Source organism: Streptomyces sp. CB02056 (assembly GCF_001905545.1).
GTDB lineage: Bacteria > Actinomycetota > Actinomycetes > Streptomycetales > Streptomycetaceae > Kitasatospora.
In genome coordinates, this window is record NZ_LIPD01000015.1 from 1 (window position 1) to 16,694 (window position 16,694).

19 protein-coding genes are annotated in these 16,694 nt (G+C 74.4%); 13 read left to right on the top strand and 6 right to left on the bottom strand.

Annotation, left to right across the window (positions count from 1 at the left end; all coding sequences use genetic code 11):
* Positions 1-199: 199 nt before the first annotated feature.
* Positions 200-961, top strand: a complete 762-nt coding sequence (locus tag AMK13_RS32705; protein WP_143204688.1) for a CPBP family intramembrane glutamic endopeptidase — start codon at positions 200-202, stop codon at positions 959-961.
* A gap of 137 nt (positions 962-1,098) precedes the next feature.
* On the opposite strand, the gene AMK13_RS32710 is transcribed toward AMK13_RS32705, so the two are convergent.
* Positions 1,099-1,440: a hypothetical protein gene (locus tag AMK13_RS32710; RefSeq protein ID WP_074005292.1), complete on the bottom strand. Its 342-nt coding sequence runs from the start codon at positions 1,438-1,440 to the stop codon at positions 1,099-1,101.
* Between the two features lie 407 nt (positions 1,441-1,847).
* Here AMK13_RS32710 and AMK13_RS32715 point away from each other — a divergent pair, with 407 nt between their 5' ends.
* Complete coding sequence (locus AMK13_RS32715) at positions 1,848-2,504, top strand: class I SAM-dependent methyltransferase (protein WP_074005293.1); 657 nt, start codon at positions 1,848-1,850, stop codon at positions 2,502-2,504.
* Here the strand turns inward: AMK13_RS32715 and AMK13_RS45365 are convergent.
* The 3 genes from AMK13_RS45365 to AMK13_RS32730 form a co-directional block, all read right to left on the bottom strand.
* Positions 2,480-3,328 carry an AraC family transcriptional regulator gene (locus AMK13_RS45365; protein ID WP_241853132.1) on the bottom strand — a complete coding sequence of 283 codons (849 nt, stop codon included), beginning with the start codon at positions 3,326-3,328 and terminating at the stop codon, positions 2,480-2,482. The two genes, AMK13_RS32715 and AMK13_RS45365, sit on opposite strands and share 25 nt — an antisense overlap.
* A gap of 76 nt (positions 3,329-3,404) precedes the next feature.
* Entirely contained in the window at positions 3,405-4,019 is a 615-nt protein-coding gene (locus tag AMK13_RS32725) for an RICIN domain-containing protein (RefSeq protein WP_074005294.1), read from the bottom strand.
* 34 nt (positions 4,020-4,053) lie between these two features.
* On the bottom strand, positions 4,054-4,698 hold the full coding sequence (locus AMK13_RS32730) for a hypothetical protein (protein WP_074005295.1): 645 nt from the start codon (positions 4,696-4,698) through the stop codon (positions 4,054-4,056).
* A 237-nt stretch (positions 4,699-4,935) separates the two neighbouring features.
* Here AMK13_RS32730 and AMK13_RS32735 point away from each other — a divergent pair, with 237 nt between their 5' ends.
* From AMK13_RS32735 to AMK13_RS32770, 8 genes are all read left to right on the top strand, one after another.
* Positions 4,936-6,195: a sensor histidine kinase gene (locus tag AMK13_RS32735; protein ID WP_198959486.1), complete on the top strand. Its 1,260-nt coding sequence runs from the start codon at positions 4,936-4,938 to the stop codon at positions 6,193-6,195.
* Positions 6,192-6,794, top strand: a complete 603-nt coding sequence (locus AMK13_RS32740; protein ID WP_074005297.1) for a response regulator transcription factor — start codon at positions 6,192-6,194, stop codon at positions 6,792-6,794. Before AMK13_RS32735 ends, AMK13_RS32740 begins: the two co-directional genes overlap by 4 nt.
* A 294-nt stretch (positions 6,795-7,088) precedes the next feature.
* Positions 7,089-7,997: a hypothetical protein gene (locus AMK13_RS42445; protein ID WP_074005298.1), complete on the top strand. Its 909-nt coding sequence runs from the start codon at positions 7,089-7,091 to the stop codon at positions 7,995-7,997.
* A gap of 55 nt (positions 7,998-8,052) precedes the next feature.
* Positions 8,053-8,865: a hypothetical protein gene (locus AMK13_RS42450; protein ID WP_107418923.1), complete on the top strand. Its 813-nt coding sequence runs from the start codon at positions 8,053-8,055 to the stop codon at positions 8,863-8,865.
* The gene (locus tag AMK13_RS42455) at positions 8,862-9,719 is read left to right on the top strand and encodes a hypothetical protein (protein ID WP_107418924.1); all 858 of its coding nucleotides are present in this window, start codon (positions 8,862-8,864) and stop codon (positions 9,717-9,719) included. Before AMK13_RS42450 ends, AMK13_RS42455 begins: the two co-directional genes overlap by 4 nt.
* The gene (locus AMK13_RS32760) at positions 9,716-10,735 is read left to right on the top strand and encodes a hypothetical protein (RefSeq protein WP_074005301.1); all 1,020 of its coding nucleotides are present in this window, start codon (positions 9,716-9,718) and stop codon (positions 10,733-10,735) included. The genes AMK13_RS42455 and AMK13_RS32760 overlap by 4 nt, the downstream gene beginning before the upstream one ends.
* A gap of 232 nt (positions 10,736-10,967) precedes the next feature.
* Positions 10,968-11,621 carry a DUF4232 domain-containing protein gene (locus tag AMK13_RS44315; protein ID WP_074005302.1) on the top strand — a complete coding sequence of 218 codons (654 nt, stop codon included), beginning with the start codon at positions 10,968-10,970 and terminating at the stop codon, positions 11,619-11,621.
* 142 nt (positions 11,622-11,763) lie between these two features.
* Positions 11,764-12,396 (top strand): SGNH/GDSL hydrolase family protein, encoded by a 633-nt coding sequence (locus tag AMK13_RS32770; RefSeq protein WP_241853133.1) that lies wholly within the window; start codon positions 11,764-11,766, stop codon positions 12,394-12,396.
* Between the two features lie 32 nt (positions 12,397-12,428).
* On the opposite strand, the gene AMK13_RS43115 is transcribed toward AMK13_RS32770, so the two are convergent.
* Both AMK13_RS43115 and AMK13_RS32780 read right to left on the bottom strand, forming a co-directional pair.
* Positions 12,429-13,343, bottom strand: coding sequence for an endonuclease/exonuclease/phosphatase family protein (locus tag AMK13_RS43115; RefSeq protein WP_241853134.1), 915 nt, complete (start codon positions 13,341-13,343; stop codon positions 12,429-12,431).
* A gap of 254 nt (positions 13,344-13,597) precedes the next feature.
* Positions 13,598-14,284 (bottom strand): M15 family metallopeptidase, encoded by a 687-nt coding sequence (locus AMK13_RS32780; RefSeq protein ID WP_079272709.1) that lies wholly within the window; start codon positions 14,282-14,284, stop codon positions 13,598-13,600.
* A gap of 144 nt (positions 14,285-14,428) precedes the next feature.
* Between AMK13_RS32780 and AMK13_RS32785 the strand changes: the two genes are divergently transcribed.
* Genes AMK13_RS32785 through AMK13_RS32795 form a run of 3 tightly spaced genes read left to right on the top strand, consistent with a single transcriptional unit; the run spans position 14,429 to position 16,585 of the window.
* Complete coding sequence (locus AMK13_RS32785; RefSeq protein ID WP_074005305.1) at positions 14,429-15,112, top strand: response regulator transcription factor; 684 nt, start codon at positions 14,429-14,431, stop codon at positions 15,110-15,112.
* The gene (locus AMK13_RS32790) at positions 15,109-16,302 is read left to right on the top strand and encodes a sensor histidine kinase (RefSeq protein ID WP_241853135.1); all 1,194 of its coding nucleotides are present in this window, start codon (positions 15,109-15,111) and stop codon (positions 16,300-16,302) included. The genes AMK13_RS32785 and AMK13_RS32790 overlap by 4 nt, the downstream gene beginning before the upstream one ends.
* Positions 16,303-16,339: 37 nt before the next feature.
* Positions 16,340-16,585 carry a hypothetical protein gene (locus AMK13_RS32795; protein ID WP_074005306.1) on the top strand — a complete coding sequence of 82 codons (246 nt, stop codon included), beginning with the start codon at positions 16,340-16,342 and terminating at the stop codon, positions 16,583-16,585.
* Positions 16,586-16,694 lie beyond the last annotated feature (109 nt).

Below are 16,694 nucleotides of genomic sequence, written 5' to 3' on the forward strand. Positions count from 1 at the left end.
AAGCCGCCGCCCCACCCGCATCCACACACTCTGCACCCAACACGGCATCGCAACAACGGCCTGAGCCTGACCTAGATCGAATACTTCGCCAGCAGAGTCGCGGGGCCGACTTCCTGTGCACCTGTCACCGGCATCTCGGTTGGGGATCAACTCGTCCGGGCTGGCGCTGACTTGACGTTGCCGCGCCTACCATCGAGCCGTGCTGAAGCGATGGGGGAGCCAGGTGCGCCGGCATCCGGTGCTGGGGGCGGTCGGGGTCGCGGTCGTCTGGCAGGCGGTGATCGTGGTGGTGGCGAAGGTGCTGCCGCCGTTGGAGCCCGGGTGGTTCCCGCAGTTGGGGCCGACCGTGGTCAATCTGGCGGGCGCGGCGGTGGTGTTGGTGCTGCTCCGGGCCTGGGGGCTGCTGGCGACCGGCGGGGTGACGGGCCTCGGGGTGATGGCGCGCTGGCCGGTGCTGCTGCCACTGGTCGTGGTGGCGGGGCTGGCGGCGCTGCCCGGGATCGAGGGCGGCACGGCGACCCTGGTGGGCGGGGTGGTGTTGATGCTCGCCATCGGGGTCAGCGAGGAACTGAGCAGCCGGGCACTGGTGTTGGAGGTCGCGCGGCCGCTCGGCCCGGTGCGCGCGGTGGTGCTGACGGCGGTGCTGTTCGGGGTCGGGCACCTCGGCAACTGGCTGTTCTTCGGCGCGCCCCTGGGCAACACGCTGTGGCAGGTCCTGGAGGCCGGCGCCTTCGGCTTCTGCCTGTGCGGGGCGCGCCTGTACATCGGGAGCGTCTGGCCGCTGGTACTGGTGCACGCGCTGTCCGACTACCTGGAGATCTACTCGCCCGGGAAGACGGCCGACTGGCTGCAGGCACTGGGCCTGGCCGTCGACCTGGGGCTCGGGCTGGCCCTGCTGCTCCGGGCCCGTACAGTTCCCGGTCCCGTTCCCGCTCCTCCTCCACCCCCGCGTCCTCGCTAGTCGGTAGACGTCGCACCGTCCGGTCGGCAAAAGGAGGACAGCAAGGGAGCGCGACGAGTCGCGCGAGTTCCGCGATCGGTCTTGTTCACGGGAGATCGACTCCGTGAACAAAGCCAAGGGTCGGAACCTATCTCCTATTAAGCGCTGTGGGGGTGGCAGATCGATTGACTGCCTGACGTGTAGCAGCACTTCGTGCCACCTTCGGCTGCCGCGGTCTGCTCGATCCATTCCTTGCCGTTCCAGGCGCGTCGTGCGTCCGCCAGGACGAGGGTCATCGCACCGTCCGGGGCGATGCCCTGTTCCGGGCCGATGCCAAGCTGCTGCAGGTACCCGAGCGTGTCCGCCACCAGGGCGCCGACATCCTCGGCCGGGACGTCGAAGTGGAAGAGCGGAGGGTCCTGCTCTCTGCCGAGCACCCCGGGGCCGGCCAGCTGCGCAACGTTCGCCTGTGCAACGTTCGCCGACTTCTTCGATGTCATCTCGGCTCTCCTCTCCCGCTGGGCGCGCACGGAGAGTATTCGCTATCTGATCATCATCCGAGCGAAAGGCCATGTGGTCCAGTGCATATGAATAGCTTTATCGGATCCAATTACCACAATAGGTTCGTCTCAGGAAGGCGGCAAGCCGTGCCGTAGCGGAATGGGGATCGGTCATGTGGGCAGGGAAAATCTCTAGAGACCTTCGATATGCGGTGTACGGGCACGTTCACCGAGATACTGGCCGCACGACCGGTCGGCACGGGCGGGAGACGCCGACGGACTTCGGCGCACTCCTGAATCACTCTTCCGGGCGTCGCAGCGTGCGCGGGGCCGCCCGGCCACAGGTGCCCCGGCCCGCGAGCGATTCGTTCAAGACGCGGCCCCAACCGCCCGACCACACTGGCCGGATGACACCGACCGACGCCTTCACCCCCGCCGCCGGGCGCCTCGCCCTCGGGCTCTACGACCCGATCGTCTCGCTCACCCGCGAACGCCTGTGGCGCAGCCTGCTCGCCATGCACGCCGCCCCGCGCCCCGGTGACGTCATCGTCGACGTCGGCTGCGGCACCGGGTCCTTCGCCGTCCTGCTGGGCCGCGCCGAACCGCAGGCCACCGTCGTCGGCGTCGACCCCGACCCCGCCGTGCTGCGCCTGGCCCGCCGCAAGGCCGCCGCGGCCGGGATCGAACCCGACTTCCGCACCGGCATGGGCGACGCGGTGGACGAGGTCGTCGGCGCCGGGACCGCCGACACCGTCGTCTCCAGCCTCGTCCTGCACCAGTGCCCCGTCCCGATGAAGCAGGCCGTCCTCGCCGCCATGCACCGCACGCTGCGCCCCGGCGGGAAGCTGGTGATCGCCGACTACGGGCGGCAGCGCACGGCGGCCATGCGGCTGGCCTTCCGGATCGTCCAGTTCGCCGACGGCAAGGAGGACACCCAGCCGAACGCCGACGGCATCCTGCCCCGGCTGATCGCGGAGGCCGGCTTCGAGGGGGTGCGCGAGGTGGACACCGTCGCGACGGTGACCGGCTCGATGTCCTTCTACACCGCGCGCCGCCCGGCCTGAACCGCCGTTCCGCGCAGGGCGGGCAGCACCTGCGAGGGCGTCAGCCCCGTCAACTCCCGCATCCACCGGGTGAGATGGGCCTGGTCGGCGAACCCGCCCGCGAGCGCCGCCTGTGCCAGGGAGCACCCCTCGCCGAGGGCCAGTGCCGCCCGGGACAGCCGCTGCCAGCTGCGCCAGCGTGCCAGCGGCACCCCCAACTGTCGCCGTGCCAGGGCCCGCAGGCGTTGCGGGGACAGTCCGACGCGCGCGGCCAGGCCCTCCAGCGGCTCCCGGCCGTCGGCGGCCAGCGCCGCCATCGCCGCGCGCAGCCGCGGGTCCAGCCCGGTGGCGGGCAGCCCGCCGTGCGGCCGGACGTCCCGCTCGGTCAGGCCCTGCCACTGCGGGGCGACGGCGACCCCCGGCCCGCAGCCCGCGCGCAGCCGGTCGGCGAAGGCGCAGTGCGGGTCGACGTAGAAGGTCAGCACCTCCCGGGTCGGGGCCATCCGGTGGCGCACCATCGGCGCCACCACGAGCGCGGGCCCGCGGTGGCGCCGCCCGGTGTCGTCGTCGATGGCCACCGTGCGGGCGGCGGCCGCGACGGCGACCTGGAAGGTGGCGTGCCGGTGGAAGGCGCTGTCCGCCAACGGCCCCTGGTAGAGGGCGTATCCGGGGCCGACGGCGAATCGCGGGGCCCCGGCCCCGGCGGCCCCGGCCGCCGGCCCGCCTCCCGCGCCGGGCCAGGCCGGGTCGGCGCGGGCCGGGTCGGGCCGGCCGAACGGCACCCCGCGGCCGTCCGGGTCCGGCCCGTCGACCGGGCACTCCTCGCCGCACACCTGTCCGTCCACGGTCCAACGGTAGGCGCAGCCGTCCGCCCTCGGGCCCGGACCGCCGCCCGGCCCGGCCCGTACGGCCACGGGGACGTCAGGAAGCGAGGTGCTCCAGGGTGAACACGGCCACCCGGTCGGAGTACTGGGCGATGGCCGAGCCGGCGCTGCCGGACGGGTCGCCGAGGGCCGCGTAGAAGCCGCTGTGCCCGAGTTTGAGGATCACCTTGCTGGTGTTGCCGGGGTCGGGGTACAGGAAGTGGAAGATCTGGTTGCCGTAGATCCAGCCCTGGCAGTCGAAGAGGTTGAGATTGGCGCCCTCGCCGCCGGTGGCGCCGTCGTTCGGGTTCTGCTTCCACACGCCGAGGCAGTCGCCCTCGTTCTGCCGGCTGCGGAAGATGAACGACTGGTTGTCGGAGTTGTAGTGGCAGAGCTTCCACTGCTGGTTGTAGGCGCCGGTGTCGGGGTTCTGGATGGCCTGTCCCCAGGCGCTGTACTGGTTGCGCTCGACGAGCTGGTTGAAGGGCGTCCTGATCCGGTAGTAGCCGTCGTCGCAGACGTAGCCGTGCCACTCGCTGGAGGCCAGGCCCTGGGTGGCGGCCGAGGCGGGGGCGGCGAGCAGGGTCAGGCCGGACAGCGAGGCGAGGGCGGTGGCGCCGAGGGCGCGCAGCGCGGCGCCCCGGCGGGTGGTGGTGCGGTGCGGGTTCGTCACGGGATCTCCAAGGGCTGTCGGGTCGGCGGGACGGTCAGCAGCTGCTGATGAGGAGTTGGGCGGCGCGGCGTACGGTGCCGGCGGCCTCGGCGGGCGCGCAGCGGACCGAGCCGATCTCCGGGGACTCGTAGGTGGTGAAGGTCCCGGGGGACGGCGAGGTGGTGACCCAGATGCCGGTGTTGGGGCCGCCGGTCTGGGCGCAGATGCGGTTGACGTACTGGCCGGTGACGACCCGGGTGCCGCGGTAGAGGCCGTAGCGGCCGGGATCGACGAGGTCCCAGGTGTCGCTGACGGTGGTGCTGGTGGTGCTGGAGGTGGTCTTCTGTACCGAGAAGCCGACCTTCACCTCGACCTTGAGGAACAGCGCGCTCGCGGTGGCGGTGATCTCGGTCTTGTTGTCGACGGTGGTGGTCGCCGAGTTGACCCGGGTCAGGATGTCGCTGTGGTGCCCGGTGCTCCCCGGGGCGACGTTGTAGATCAGGAAGTCGGTGACGAGCGGGGTGACCTGTACGTTGACGGGCTCGGCCGTGGTGCGGTCCACGGCCGGGTTGCAGAGGGTCGGGAGGGTGTCGGCGTGGGCGGCCGGCGCCGCGCCGAGGCTCAGCAGCCCGACGGCGAGGGCGGTGGTGGCGGAGGCGGCGAGGGTGCGGCGCCGGCGGGTCCTGCGGGCGATGGTCATCCGTGCTCCTGGAGCGGTCGTGGAAGGTGAGGGGGGAGGGTGTGCACGCGGCGAAGCCCGGGCGCGCACCCCGTGGAGAGACGGTGGAGAGTCTCGCGGGCGCGCGCCGGTCGCCAGTAGTGGCTGATGCCATGAACCGGCCGGGCGGTGTCACGGTCGGTTTATGACAACTGTCATGATCTATTGGCTGGTTCGGCTACAGACAGGGCCCGGCGACGGCCTCTACGCTGGCCGGACATGAGCACCTCATTCGCGGTGGCCGGTGTGGTCGATCCGGGTCGGCTGGGCCTCCTCACCCGCCGGACGTTGCTCGCCCTGGGGCCCCTGTGGCTGCTGCTGGCCGCGAACGACGTCGTCTTCAACCTGGACCCGGTGCGTACGGCGCTGACGGCCCCGGTGATCGTCGCCGTCCTGGTCCAGCACACCCGGCTCGTCCGCCGGGCGGTGCCGCCTCGCGCCGTGGGTCGGGAGCCCGGTGCCGGCCCGCCGGAGGGACAGGGGTACGGCCCCCGCAGTCCCTCCGCGGCCGAGTGGCGGTGGAGCCTCGCGCTGCTGGCGGTGGCGGTCGCCACCTGGGGCGAGATGGCGGACCGTCCGTACACCGCGCTCGACTGGGCGATGGTGCCCGGGGCCATGACGGCGGCCCTGGCCCTGTCCCTGCCGGCCCGGGCGCGGCGCCGGCTGCTGACGGCGGTCGCACTGGTCTGCGCGGTGCTGGGCGAGACCGTGGCGCAGTGGCGCCACGAGACCCCCGGCCTCCTGCCCGGGGTGCCGGCGGCGACCGGCGCCGGGATGCTGCTGTTCGTCGCCGCGGTGGAGCTGGTCCTGCTCCGGCTGTGGCGGGCGGTGCTGGAGGCCGAGCAGGTCCGCGAAGCCACGGCCGGTCTGGCCGTGGCGGAGGAGCGGATGCGCTTCGCCGCGGACCTGCACGACCTCCAGGGCCACCGGCTCCAGGCCATCACGCTCAAGGGGGAGTTGGCCGAGCGGCTGGTCGGCCGCAGCGACCACGAGGCGCGCGCCCAGCTCCGGGAGATCACCGAACTGGCGCGCGCCGCCCTGGAGGAGTCCCGGGCCGTGGTCCACGGCTACCGGAGCGCCAGCCTGGGCACCGAACTGGCCAACGCCGTGGGGCTCCTGGAGGCCGCCGGGATCCGCACCGCCGTCGACGGCGACGCCGAACGCGTCCCGCACCAGCTCCAGCCGGCCTTCGCCGCCCTGGTCCGCGAGGGCGTCACCAACATCCTGCGCCACAGCCGCGCCCGGCACTGCCGGATCACCGTCACCGCGGACGCGGGCCGGGTCCGCGTCCTGCTGTGCAACGACGGCGCCCCGGCGCACCCCGCCACCGACCGCGGCGGCAGCGGCAGTGGTAACGGCAGCGGCCTGGCCGGGCTGCGGGAACGCTTCCACGCCATCGGCGGGCACGTCGGCACCACCACCCACCCCGACGGCCGCTTCGAACTGGCCGGCCACACCGACCGGGAGGCCCCCGCGTGATCCGCATCCTGCTCGCCGAGGACGAGGACCTCACCCGCGGCGCCCTCGCGGCGCTCCTCGACCTCGAACCCGACCTGACCGTCACCGCCCAGGCCTGCGACGGCCCCGCGGCCGTCCGGGCCGCCGCCGACCACCCGGTCGACATCGCCCTGCTGGACCTGGAGATGCCCCACCTGGACGGCGTCGGCGCCGCCCAGGCCATCCGCCGCCGCCACCCCGTCCCCGTCGTCCTCGTCACCCGCCACGCCCGGCCCGGCGTACTGCGCCGGGCACTGGCGGCGGGCATCCAGGGCTTCGTGCCCAAGACCACCCCCGCCACCCGACTGGCCGACATCCTGCGCGACGTCCACGGCGGCGGCCGCTACATCGACCACCGGCTCGCCACCCACGCCCTCACCGAGACGCCCTGCCCGCTGACCCCGCGCGAACTGGACGTGCTGCGCGCCGTCCACCGGGGCCAGCCGATCAGCGCGCTGGCCGAGCAGCACCACCTCGCCCCCGGCACCGTCCGCAACTACCTCTCGGGGGCCATCACCAAGCTCGCCGTGCGCACCCGCCACGAGGCGGCGCGGCGGGCCTGGGAGGAAGGGTGGATCTGACGGCACCGGTCCGGCGCCCGGCACCGGCGGGGCGGGAGCAGGCCGTGTTCGAATCGATGTGTCGACACAGTGTCATCACCGCAGGACAGCGCCCATTGCGGTTCGATCACGGTGTGTCCGATTCGTCGAACATTGGGGGAAAGTGTGGCGGTTGATTGTTTTGGCAGTGGTGTCGGCGGCCTTTCATAATTCCTGCCGACACGCGTGACGGAATGCCCGGAGAACCCGCTGGGGGAGTGGTTCCCGTGAGGAGCCCGCGCGTGGGATTCCGCATTCTTCACTGGGGGGATTTCCTTGCCTGAGCCCGAGAACGAGGGCGCCGCCGCCGGACCTCCGGCACCGGCCGAGCCAGCCGCCGCGCCGGGGGCCGCCGCTCCCGAGGTCGCCGCGCCCGCCGCTGCCGCACCCGACGCCCAGGCCGACGCCGCCGTACCGCCCGTACCGGAGCAGGCCCCGCGCCGGCTGCCGCGCGCCGTCGGCGTCGCGCTGGCCACCGCCGGACTGCTCGCCGTCACCGCGGCCAGCGCCGCCGTGACCGTCGCCGTCGGCAAGCCCGACACCCGCCCGGCCGCCGCGGCCGCCCCGGCCCCGTCGAAGGCGAGCGCGAGTGCCGCCCCGAGTGCGACGCCCTCGGCCGCGCCCGTCCCGGTGCCCACCGCCGTCCCGGCCGAGCCCGCCCCCGTCAGCACCGTCAAGGGCACCGTCAGCGGCGGCAAGCACGAGGGCGACCTGCGCTACTTCCTGCTCCCCATCCCGGCCGGCGGCGAGTCCTACGGGCCCGTGGACGGGATGGCCATGAGCGACGACGACGTCGCCGACCTCTTCGGCAAGCAGGACGGCATCATGGACATCCTCAAGTCCTACGGCTACAAGGGCGGCGCGAACCGGATGTACCGGACCGCCGACGGCAAGGCCGAAGTCACCGTCACCCTGCTGAAGTTCGGCTCCACCGCGATGGCGTCCGACTTCGCCAAGAACTACAAGATCAAGTCGCTGGACCCGTTCGACATCGACGGCGACTCCGGCGGCCGCGGCTACCTGAAGGCCCCCAAGCAGCAGGCCTTCACCGGCTCGATGAGCGGCATCTCCAGCCAGGGCGACGTCCAGTACACGATCGACGTCGACGTGAAGGGGACGCCCGACAAGGCGCTGCTGAACGAGCTGATGAAGCGCCAGCGCGAGTGGCTCACCACCGGCGGCTGAGCCCGGCTCCGCCCTTTCCCCGTCCTCTTCTTCCTCCTCCTCTGGAGCCACTTCCGTGACCACCGAACCCGCGGAGCCGGTGCCCGCCGTGCCCGCCGCTCCGCCGCCGCCCGCCGTGCCGCCCGTCGCGCCCGAACCCGCCGTACCCGCCGCGCCGTTCGCACCCGAGGCCGGTGCCCCGAAGGCCCCGCGCGGCCCGCGCCGCCCCCGCCCCGTGCTGCTGACCGCCTGCGCCCTGGTGCTGGGCACCCTGGCCGGCGGCGGCGTCGGCTACGCCGTGCAGGCCCAGCGCCCGCCCACGCCGCTGCCGCCGCTCCAGGCCGCCCGCCCGGCCTACCCGGCCGAGCGGGTCGACCCGGCCGCCCTCGCCGCCGAGCAGCCCGCGCCGATCGGCATCGACGGCGACCTGACCAAGCTGCTGATCGGCGCCCCCGAGGGCAGCGCCCCCTGGGGGGACCACGCGGACAAGCCGAGCTGGGTCTCGATCGGCGAAATCGCCGAGGAGAAGAGCGGGGCGGCCGACACGTTCAAGGACCTCGCCTCGCGGGGCTTCCGGCGCGCGGCCGAGGTGAACTGGAAGAAGGACGGCGTCTTCTACCGCGTCCAGCTGGTCCAGTTCACCGAGGACCGCGCAGACGAGGCGAAGACCGGCTACTGGCCGCTGCCGTTCGCCGAGAGCGCCAACGGCGGCTACAAGGTGGACATCCTGCCCCGTCACTGGTCCGAGAGCACCGAGCAGTTCTACTACGGCGGGGCCCATGCCAAACGCGGCTCGGTGGAGATGACGATCGAGGTCTTCGACACCAAGCCGGTGAACCCCGACACCCTCAAGGACCTCGCCAAGCGGCAGTGGGAGCGGCTGGTATGAACGACGACACCGTGACCACCTCCGCTGCCGCTCCGGGCGCGCCCGAACCGGCACCCGAGGGTTCGCCCATCGGGTCCGCCGCGCCCACAGGCCCCGCCGCACCCGCAGGCCCGAGCCCCGCCTCCCGCCGCCTGCTGCGCGCGGGGGCCGCGACCGCCGCCGCCGCGCTGGTCGGTGTGGCCATCGGCGTGGGCATCATCAAGACCCAGTACGACGACCCCGCGCAGGCCACCGCCGCCGCCCCGTCCACCGGTCCCACCCCCACCGCGACCGCCACGCCGTACGGCGCCAAGTCCAACGGCAGCCACTTCGGTTCGATGCGCGACCTGCTGCTGCCCGTCCCGGCCGGCTACCGGCCCGGCCCGGACGACGGCGGCTACGGCCACGACAGCGAGCAGAACGGCGAGCAGCTGTCCGCCGAGATGGACGCCGACCTCCAGCAGCTCCCCAAGGACAAGCGCGACAAGATGCGCGCCTACTGGGAGGGCATGCACGTCAAGGCCTCCGGCGTGCGCACCTACCTCGCCGACGGGGACGACCTGGTGATCGGCCTGAAGCTGCGCCAGTTCAACCAGCAGGAAGTGCAGCGGATCAACGAGTACACCGCGGTCTTCACCGGCGACACCGGCCTGTTCCGGGTCGGCCCGGCCGTCCCCGGGCACCCCGAGGCGCACTGCTACCTGATGCCGGCGCCGCCGTCCGCGCCGATCGACTACCTGGAGTGCTCGGCCGCCGAGGGCGACCTCCTGGTGGTCATGAGCGCCGAGGGCGTGGCGCCGCTGCCCAAGGACAAGATCGTCGCCCTGTTCACCCTCCAGCTCGACCGCCTCGCCCGCCCCGGAGCCTCCGTATGACCGACCACGCCACCCCGCCGCCCGCGCCCGCGAACGCGCCCGTGCCCGGGAAGGGGGCCGATCCGGTCCTGGAGGCGCTCGCCGCGCCCGTCGCCGAGCCCTTCGCCGCCGCCGAGGACCCCGCCGTCCTCGCGGAGCAGGAGGCCCGCCGCACCCGGCGCCGCAAGGCCGCGGTGCGCTGGAGCTGCGCCGTCCTGGTGTTCGCCCTCGCCGGCACCGGCAGCGCGCTGGCCGTCACCGCCCCCGACCGGACCGACCTGCCGGGCCTGGCCACCGCGAGCGACGGCCGCTACACCTTCGCGCCGCTGACGCTGCCTCCGCTGCCCGCGGGCCAGGAGGCCCCGGACGACAAGGGCAAGTCCCCGCACCACGCGGACCTGCGCTACCTGCTGCTGCCCGCGCCCAAGGAGGCCGGCGGCTCGCTGACCCCGCCGGTCTTCCCGGCGCCCACCGCGGCCGCCACCCCCTCGGGCTCGCCGACCGCCTCCCCGTCGGCCCCGGCCTCCCCGGCGCCCTCGGACTCCGCGTCCGCCGGCGCCTCCGCCTCCGCCTCCGCCGCCGGATCCGCGTTCGGCCAGTGGGTGCCCTGCGACGCGATCGCCGACGAGCAGCAGGACCCGGTCAAGATGCGCTCCGTGCTGCTGGAGCACGCCTGCCGCGCGGCCACCGTCCGGGAGTGGACCGCCTCCGACGGCACCCGCACCCAGATCCGGCTGCTGCGCTTCGGCTCCGTCCGGGAGTCCTGGGGCGCCTTCGCCGACGTGCGCTCCAAGGGCGGCCCCAAGGCCGCACCCTCCACCAAGGGCACCCCCCACGACGACTGGGACGCCCTCGACGGCAGCAGCCTGACCCTCGTGGAGTCCACCACGGCCGGCACCAAGGGCGCCCCCACCGCCCGCGTCGCCTACCTCTCGGCCGCCGACGTCGTCGCCGTCATCACCATGACCAACCCCGCCGGCGTGCCCACCGCGCCCTTCCGGCAGGTCGTCACCCTCCAGGGCGAACTGCTCGGCTGACCCGCTCCGTTCCGCCGGGCCGGCCCCCTTCCTGCGGGGGCCGGCCCGGCGGCGTTCCCCGCCCGCGCGTCGTCCAACACCCCGTCCGTACAGGCCTTCTGACACAAGCCTTCTGGCGCAGGCCTTCTGGGACAGGATCGGGATATTTCCCGCACCGGCCCGTGAACGACCCGCCCGTACGGTGATCGCACGCCGGTGAACCGCACCGCCGGGACGACAGCAGGAGACCCCCATGCGCACGCGCCGCCTCGCCCTCACCGCCGCCGCCGTCGCGGCGATCGCCGCCACCGCCACGGCCTGCGGACCGGACAACAGCGACGCGGCCGCCCCCACCGCCCCCGTGACCAAGGCCGCCGCGCCCTCCGAGCCCGCCGCGCCCGCCACGGCCGCGCCGGCCGGAGCCGCACCGACGAAGACCGCCCCGCCCAAGTCCCCTGCCGCGCCCGCCGGTTCGGCATCCGCCGCGCCCGGCGACAAGAGCGGGTACGGCCAGGTCTGCGGTGCCAACGACCTGGACTTCGGCGCGAAGGCCGAAACCCAGGCCGGCGGCTACCTCCTGATCAGCGCCAAGGCCAAGTCGGGCATCACCTGCACGCTCCCCGCAGGCCACCCCGTCATCGCGTTCGGCTCGGGCGGCATCGAGGCCGCCGCCTTCGAGCACGGGGCGGGAGAGCAGATCACCCTGAGCGGCGCCAAGACCGTGTACGCGGGCATCATGACCAAGACCACCAAGGGCAACCAGGCGGTCCAGTACACCGACGTCATCATCGGCATCGGCACCCCCGACCCGAACCCGGTGACCGTCCCCGTCGGCACCACCCCGGTCGACAAGCCGGTCGTCACCAACTGGCACACCCTGCCGAAGGACGCCGTCCCCGTCGGCTGACACATCGTCATCTCGCGGTCCCCGCAGGTGAGATGAAGGTTGACGTCAGCGCGGTGACAGTGCGGCCCGGCACCTTCGAGAGGTCCGGACCCACCCCTCGCGAGGAGCACCCACGACGATCACCCTCCGGCCGGGAATCACCGTGCTGTTCACCGGCGACTCGACCACCGACTGCCGCCGCCGGGAGAGCGGGGACGGCCTCGGACACGGCTACCCGCTGCGCGTCGCGGGCGAGTGGGCCCACCGCCACCCCGACCGGCCGGTGACCTGGCTGAACACCGCGAACGCGGGCGACAAGGTGACGGACCTGGAAGCCCGCTGGCAGGCGGACGTCCTCGACGCGCGCCCGGACGTCGTCTCGATCCTCGTCGGGGTCAACGACGCGGGCCGGCGCATCCTCGACCCGCGGGGGTACCCGATCCCCGCCGAACGCTTCGAGGCGGGCTACGACCGCCTCCTCGCGCCCCTCGCCGAAGCGGGCACGGAACTCGTCCTCATCGAGCCGTTCCTCCTGCCGATCCGCGGCACCGTCGAGGCCGGCGCCGCGCTCATCGGCGAGAAGGAACGCGAGCGGTGGCGCGCCGACCTGGACCCGAAGATCCGGGCCGTCCGCAGGCTCGCCCGCCGCTACGGGGCCCACCTGCTCGCCGCCGACGGCAGGTTCGCCGAACTCGCCGCGACGAGCGGGGCGGAGCACTGGGCCGAGGACGGCGTCCATCCGACGCCGGCCGGCCACGCCGCCCTCGCGGCGGCCTGGCTGCGGCTGGTCGCCTGACCGGGTTCGGGCCTGCCGCCGGGCCCCCGCCGTCAGCCCCGCAGCCGCGCCGCCACCGGCCGGTGGTCGCTGGGGGTGGCGGGCAGGGTCCAGGTGGCGGTGGCGGGGAGATCGCGGGTGAGGATGTGGTCGATCCGGGCCAGGGGGAGGGCGGACGGCCAGCTGAAGCCGAAGCCGCTGCGCGCGGGGGTGAGGCGGCTGGTGAGCGGGGCGAGGGCGCGGTCGTCGGCGGCGGTGTTGAGATCGCCCAGCAGCAGGACCCGGCGCAGCGGTTCGGCGTCCAGGGCCTGGCCGAGGGCGGCGATGTCGCGGTCGCGGTGGGCGGTGGCGAAGCCGGTGGCGGTCATCCGCACCGAGGCGAGGTGGGCGACGTAGACGGCCAACGGCCCGGCGGGGGCGCTGACTTCGGCCCGCAGGGAGCGGTTCCAGCCGGGGTCGATGACCAGCCGCCGGGACTCCGTCACCGGGTAGCGGCTCCACAGCGCGACGGTGCCGGTGCGGGCGTGGTGGGGCAGCGCCTTGTCCAGCACGCCCTGGTAGGCGGGCAGGGCGGCGTCGGTGACCTCCTCCAGCGCGACCAGGTCCGGGCTGGCGGCGAGCAGGGCGCGGGCGGTGCCGGCCGGGTCCGGGTTGGCGGCGTTCACGTTGTGGGTGACCACCGTCAGCCCCGGCCCGCCGCTCCCGCCCGTCGACGCCCCGTGCGCCGGAGCCCCGCCGCCCAGCAGCAGCGGCCCGAACGCCACCGCCCACACCACCGCCAGCACCCCGCCCGCGCAGGCCGCCGCCGGTGCCCGGCGCAGCGCCGCGCACAGCAGCGCCGCCACCGCCACCAGGGCGCTCCAGGGCAGGGCGCTCTCCCACAGGCTGCCCAGGCCCACGCCCAGTTCCGGCACCAGCCGGTGGCCGCCCAGGGCGAGCGCGGTGAGCAGCCCGAGCGCGGCGGGCACGCGCCCGCGCCGCCACCGGGGGACGGCGCGCCAGCGGGGCACGGCCCGTCGGCGGGGTGCGGCTTGTCGGCGGGGTTCGGCTTGTCGCCCCCGTGCGGCCCGTTGCCCTCGTGCGGCCGGCCACCCGGGTGCGGCCAGCCACCGGCGTACGGCCCACCACCCGGGTGCGGACCGTCGCCGGGACGGCCGGGCGGCCCCGTCGGGTGCCTCGGCGGGCGTGTCGGAACCGGCGGGAGCGGTCACGGCGCGCCCCCTCACCCTGCGGCGTCCGGCAGCGGCGCCGGGCAGGTCCCGCCCGGCGTCGTGAGCAGTTCGAAGTGCCAGATCTCGTTGGCGTACACCTGGCACAGCCCGTACCGGGCGCCGTTCTGGATCAGCCAGTAGTCGGCGCTGGTCGGGCCGACGTCCACCGCCTTGCCGCTGACGTGCGCGGACTTCTCCGGCGTGTTGACGAACTTCCGGGCCTGCTCCAGGCTCCCGTACGTGACCACCCCCCGGTCCAGCAGCCGCTGCTGGTAGGCCTTGCTGCGCCAGCCGGAGGTGACGGTCATCTCGATGCCCTTGGCCCGCGCGTCGACGGCCGCCTGCTGCAGGGCCTCGCGCAGCGGACCGTCCAGGTTGCCCACGGCGGGGGAGCCGGTGTCGGAGGGGGTCAGCGTCCGGCCGTCGGGTATCTCCCCGTCCGCCTCCGCCTCCGTCGTGACGGGCGGGGCGGTGACGGGCTGGGCGGTGACGGTGGCCGCCAGGGTGCGCAGGACGGCCTCGGTGCCCGGCGGGTCGGCGGCGCACGCCCCGGCCAGGGCCAGCACCGCCGTCGCGGCGGCGCCCGCGGCCAGCCGCCGCTGCCGTCCGCTCCGTGCGCTCGTCCCCGTGGCCGTCCCCGTCTCCGTGCCCGTGGCCGTGCTGGTCCCCGTCTCCGTCGGGGTGTCCGTCGTGTCCATTTCCTGCCTCCCGGTGGTGCTCGTCCGTTGCCGGACCATTGGAGGAAAGTCGGTGTTGCGAGGACGTCTGCGCAGGCCGATACGTTTTCGATAGGCCCCATCGGGTCCAATGGGTACGAACAGCGGAGCGAGGGAGAACGGCACGTGCGGGTCCTGGTGGTGGAGGACGAGATCTACCTCGCGGAGGCGGTCCAGGCCGGTCTGCGGCTGGAGGCGATGGCCTGCGACATCGTCACCGACGGCGACGCGGCGCTGGAGCGCCTGGCCGTCCACAGCTACGACGTCGTCGTCCTCGACCGCGACATCCCCGGCACCCACGGCGACGACGTCTGCCGCAGCATCGTCGAGCAGGGCCTGGGCTGCCGGGTGCTGATGCTCACCGCCGCCGCCCGCCTGAACGAGAAGGTCGCCGGCTTCGAACTCGGCGCCGACGACTACCTCACCAAGCCCTTCGACCTCGCCGAACTCGTCGTCCGGCTGCGCTCCCTGGCCCGCCGCCCGGCCCAGGCCGCGCCGCCCGTCCTGGAGTACGCCGGGCTGCGCCTGGACCCCTTCCGCCGCGAGGTCTACCGCGACGGCCGCTACGTGGGCCTGTCCCGCAAGCAGTTCGCCGTCCTGGAGGTCCTGATGGCGGCGCACGGCGGCGTCATCAGCGCCGAGGACCTGCTGGAACGCGCCTGGGACGAGAACGCCGACCCCTTCACCAACGCGGTCCGCATCACCATCTCCGGCCTGCGCAAACGCCTCGGCGACCCGTGGGTGATCCAGACCGTGCCGGGCGTGGGCTACCGCCTCACCGACCCGCGCCAGGAAGGCACCCCGCAGTGAACCCCGACCCCGGTCCCGGTTCCGCCTCCGCCTCCGGACGCCGTACGGGCGGACGCCGCACCGGAACCCGCCCGCGCCGGCTGACCGCCCGGATGCGCCTGACCCTCAGCTACACCCTCTTCGCCGTCACCGCCGGCGTCCTCTGCCTCGCCGTCGTCTACGTCGGCATGCGCTACGTGCCCAACTACCCCCTCACCTCCTCCAACCCGCGCTACCGCTCCGACGCCCCCTCCCGCCAGGAGATCCTGCGCTCCCTGCTCACCGCCAGCGGCTACGCCCTGGCCCTGCTGACCGCCGTCGGCCTGGTCGGCGGCTGGCTGATCGCCGGCCGGGTGCTGCGCCCGCTGCAGGACATCACCCGCGCCGCCCACCGCGCCGCGGGCGGGGCACTGGAACACCGCATCGCCCTCACCGGGCCGCGCGACGAGTTCACCGACCTCTCCGACGCCTTCGACGAGATGCTCGCCCGCCTCCAGCACTCCTTCGAGGCCCAGCAGCGCTTCGCCGCCAACGCCTCCCACGAACTGCGCACCCCGCTGGCGATCACCCGCACCATGCTCCAGGTCGCCGCCGCCGACCCGGCCGGCCAGGACTGGGGCCGGCTCGTCAGCCGCCTCCAGGACACCAACCAGCGCGGCATCGAGATCAGCGAGGCCCTGCTCCAGCTCGCCGACCTCGGCCACGCCCCGCCCGACCTCGCCCCCACCGACCTCGCCACCGCCACCGGCGAGGCACTGGCCGCCGTCCGCGACGAGGCCCGGGCCCTCGGCGTCACCCTCACCGCCGACCTGCGCCCCGCCCCGACCACCGGCAACCCCGTCCTGCTGCGCCAGGCGGCCGTCAACCTGCTGCACAACGCGCTGCGGCACAACCTGCCGACCGGCGGGCGGGTCACCGTCGCCACCGGGGCCGACTCCGAACGGCCCGGGCGGGTACGCCTGACCGTCGCCAACACCGGCCCCCAGCTGACGGCGGAGGCCGTGGCCACCTTCACCGAACCGTTCCTGCGCGGCCGCGGCCGCACCGCCGAGACCGACCCGGCCCGCCGCGGCCACGGCCTGGGCCTGGCCATCGTCGCCGCCGTCACCGACGCCCACCACGGGGCCCTCCACCTCGCCCCCGAACCCGCCGGCGGCCTCCGCGCCACCCTCGACCTGCCGGGCCTGCCCGGTCTGCCCGGCTCTCGTTGACGTCACGGTGAAAGCGCCGTGTGGGAAGGTGGCGGCCATGCCGCAGCTCGGTCGCCGCCTCCGTTCCCTCCGGTTCACGCTCGGGCTCGCTCCGACGGGCTTCGCCGCGAGCCGGGAGACGGGCGACCCGGCCCTGGAGCACGCCCTGGCCGACACGGCGACGCTCTGCGGCATCCCCCGGCGCCGGGTGACGGTCTACCGGCATCCGTTCGTCGCGAGGAAGCGGCCTGGAAGCTGCCCGCAGTGCAGGGCGAAGGCCGTCGACGCCCCGTCCGGGCCCTGAGCGGAGGCGTCCTCGGAGCCGACCTCGAACGCTTGAAGCCGCGCTCGAACCCGACCGGGACGGCCGTACCGCCTGCCGTCGCCGAGTACGACCGGTCGCCGAGCACGAC

Coding starts and splice junctions, on each gene's coding strand:
- AMK13_RS32710 (WP_074005292.1), bottom strand. CDS start 1,440: ATGACATCGAAGAAGTCGGCGAACGTTGCACAGGCGAACGTTGCGCAG.
- AMK13_RS32715 (WP_074005293.1), top strand. CDS start 1,848: ATGACACCGACCGACGCCTTCACCCCCGCCGCCGGGCGCCTCGCCCTC.
- AMK13_RS32730 (WP_074005295.1), bottom strand. CDS start 4,698: ATGACCATCGCCCGCAGGACCCGCCGGCGCCGCACCCTCGCCGCCTCC.
- AMK13_RS32735 (WP_198959486.1), top strand. CDS start 4,936: ATGAGCACCTCATTCGCGGTGGCCGGTGTGGTCGATCCGGGTCGGCTG.
- AMK13_RS42455 (WP_107418924.1), top strand. CDS start 8,862: ATGAACGACGACACCGTGACCACCTCCGCTGCCGCTCCGGGCGCGCCC.
- AMK13_RS32760 (WP_074005301.1), top strand. CDS start 9,716: ATGACCGACCACGCCACCCCGCCGCCCGCGCCCGCGAACGCGCCCGTG.
- AMK13_RS44315 (WP_074005302.1), top strand. CDS start 10,968: ATGCGCACGCGCCGCCTCGCCCTCACCGCCGCCGCCGTCGCGGCGATC.
- AMK13_RS32780 (WP_079272709.1), bottom strand. CDS start 14,284: ATGGACACGACGGACACCCCGACGGAGACGGGGACCAGCACGGCCACG.
- AMK13_RS32795 (WP_074005306.1), top strand. CDS start 16,340: ATGCCGCAGCTCGGTCGCCGCCTCCGTTCCCTCCGGTTCACGCTCGGG.